Annotated in this window: 4 protein-coding genes; all 4 read left to right on the top strand. The window is 66.5% G+C overall.

Translation table 11 applies throughout. The features are described 5' to 3' along the window. Window positions 1-257: 257 nt before the first annotated feature. On the top strand, window positions 258-1,136 hold the full coding sequence (locus K6I33_RS34145; protein ID WP_229358686.1) for a helix-turn-helix transcriptional regulator: 879 nt from the start codon (window positions 258-260) through the stop codon (window positions 1,134-1,136). Window positions 1,137-1,144: 8 nt separating this feature from the next. Then, on the top strand, window positions 1,145-1,357 hold the full coding sequence (locus tag K6I33_RS34140; RefSeq protein WP_229358685.1) for a DUF397 domain-containing protein: 213 nt from the start codon (window positions 1,145-1,147) through the stop codon (window positions 1,355-1,357). Window positions 1,358-1,367: 10 nt separating this feature from the next. Then, window positions 1,368-1,559, top strand: a complete 192-nt coding sequence (locus K6I33_RS34135) for a DUF397 domain-containing protein (RefSeq protein WP_229358684.1) — start codon at window positions 1,368-1,370, stop codon at window positions 1,557-1,559. 145 nt (window positions 1,560-1,704) lie between these two features. Beyond that, on the top strand, window positions 1,705-2,223 hold the full coding sequence (locus K6I33_RS34130; RefSeq protein WP_229358683.1) for a carbohydrate-binding module family 14 protein: 519 nt from the start codon (window positions 1,705-1,707) through the stop codon (window positions 2,221-2,223). Window positions 2,224-2,689 lie beyond the last annotated feature (466 nt).

The raw sequence follows: 2,689 nt of genomic DNA, 5'->3' as shown, positions 1-2,689 counted from the left end.
TGCCATGGGGGCAGCTCCTCGGGTTCGCTCCGTCCGCGCGCGGTGGCGTTGCCCGCGTCAGCGGCCAACAGCCGTTTGGTCGGGTGCACTTCCGCGCTGCGGGGTGTGTCGGATGAGGGCTTCGACGGTAGTGAGATGTCTTACCTTCGAGCAACGAATCACCGGACGGTTGGCCCTTGTGGGTGATGCGGAGCGAATGGAATGGATCCGTCCGATAGGGCCTCGGCAGACTGCCGACAGCGAGGAGGAGGACATGGATGCCACCCAGGAAACAGCCGAGCGAGCGACAGCGTCGACTCGGGGCGGAGCTGCGCAAGCTGCGGACGAGGTCGGGGATTTCGACGGATCAGGCGGCTGCCTTGCTGGAGGCCGATCGGGCGCGCATCAGCAACATCGAAGTCGGGCGTCTCGACGTGTCGAGAAACCGGCTCTACATGCTGCTGCGTGAGTACGACTGCCCGCCGGGGCCGTACTTCGACGGGCTCATGGCGCTGGCCCAGGAATCGGGCAGGGGCTGGTGGGACGCCTACAAAGATTTGCTGGGCCGAAGCGCCCTCGACCTGGCGGAGCTGGAGGCACGTTCCATCAGCGTTCGGGCTCACGAGGCATCGGTCATCCCGGGCATTCTCCAGACCGAGGACTATGCGCGCGCTGTGATCTCAAGCATCACGGGTGACCACCCCGACCTGGAACGCTGGATCCGGTTCAGACTGGATCGGCAACGGATCCTGTGTGGTCATCGGAGCTATCACGCGATCATCCCGGAAGCGGGACTCCGCATGCTGGTCGGAGACGCGAAGACCATGCGCATGCAGTTGCTAAGGCTTATCGAGATCGCCCGCTTGCCTCATGTGACGTTGCAGATCTTCCCTTTCGAAAAGGGTGTGTATTCCACCCACAGCGGTTCCTTCATCTTGTACGGCGGCTCGACCCCGGAGCTGGACACCGTGTACCGAGAACGCCCGATCGGTGCGGACTTCCTCGGGGATGGAAGCGCTGTCGCCGACTACGCCAGAATGTTCGAGCGACTCGCCTCCATGGCTCTCGCGCCCGTCGATCCGACGGCCACCCCCGAGGCCCATGAGGCCCGAGACTCGCTGAGTCTGCTCCAGCACATCCTGCATGAACTGCGATAGGTGGCAACATGTCTCAGCCGGCATGGCGGAAGTCGTCATTCAGCACCGGGCCGGAAGGCGCCTGCCTCGAAGTGACCCCGGCTCCCGGCGGTCTCATACTTCTCCGCGAGAGCGATGACCCTGCAAGGGTCATCACCACCAACCCCACCACGTGGTCCATGTTCCTCGCGAGCGTGAAAGCGAGGCCGTGGGCCGCTCCGGCAGCGCTAACCACGACGTGAGGAAGCCCAGATGGCAGACTTAAGCTGGCGCAAGTCGTCCTTTAGTACGGGGGCGAACAACGACTGCGTCGAGATCGCCCCCGCCCCCGGCGGTCTCATACGCCTCCGCGAGAGCGACGACCCCGCCCGGGTCGTCACCACCACCCCCACCGTCTGGGCGGCCCTCCTCGTGGCCCTGAAGGCGGGCCGAGTCCCGTTCTGACCGAAAGGTCTATCGCGGGCGATCGTGGCTGATCACTAACGTTCGGTGTGTTGTCGTGATCAATCACCGTTGGGGGAACATCATGCCGCTTCGTCGTATCGCAACCGGACTCGGCGCTGTCGCGCTCGCTCTCGGAGGGGCGGCTGTGCCGGCTCACGCCGCCGGCGGGACCGGCGCGGCCGCCGAGGGCACCGGGCTGTGCCCGGTCGTCATCGGTGTCGAGGGCGCGCGGCTGCCCGACGGTAGCGACCCGAGCCGCTACTACTCCTGCTACAAGGGCATCAGGTACGACAAGACGTGCCCGGAAGGCTCCGTGTGGGACGCCACGGACAAGCAGTGCGCGGCGGCGGACAAGGCACACGTGACGGCCACCAGCCTCAAGGCGGGCGAGGCGAAGCTGACCCGCACGCCGCTGGGGGTGAAGGGCCTGAACGCCAAGGTCACCTTCGGCGGCCGGTACCTGCCCGGCGCCTCGGTCACCTTCGCCACGCTCGACGGCACGACCTTGTGCACCGCGCGTACCGGCCTTCTCGGTACCACCTCCTGTGACGCCGAGGGCGTGTCCGTCACGGCGGACCAACTGCTGCGCGGCTACACCGCCACCTACAACGGCATCAGCACTCTCACCGGCTCCACGGGCAAGGGTGCGGTGGTCGCCTCGTAGCGCGCCGCGCGCCCCCTGTACGACCCAAGCGCCCTGCGCTATGGGCCATTTGAGGCACCAGGTGGGCGATAGGGTCGCTGTGCGTGCCAATGGCACGCCCTCCTCCAAGGAAGGACCGGGCCCCACGTCCTCGGGGCCCGGCCCGAATCCAACAGGCGCGGTCGACCGGGATCTTTGGCCGCCTTTGTGGAGGAGGGCGGGCAATGGCTCGTCACCGTAAGCCGACTCTGATCGAGCGGATTTACTTTGTGATCCGTGAGTTCGGGAGGTGGCTGATCGGGCGGTGACCGACGATCCCCAGATAGCTTGGGGACCGGCGGTCAACTGAACGCCCGTGCGGTGTTCTGGCCCTCGTCTGGATTCTCGGTCCGGGCGGGGGCCTTCCTGCATCAGCGCCGTACGGTTATTCCCGGCCCGCACGGCACCGGGCGACCCCGAAAGGACGCCGCCCCCACCGTACCGAATC

Origin of the sequence: Streptomyces sp. UNOB3_S3 (assembly GCF_020740895.1) — a bacterium.
Lineage (GTDB): Bacteria > Actinomycetota > Actinomycetes > Streptomycetales > Streptomycetaceae > Streptomyces.
This window is presented reverse-complemented; position numbering and strand designations above follow the sequence as displayed.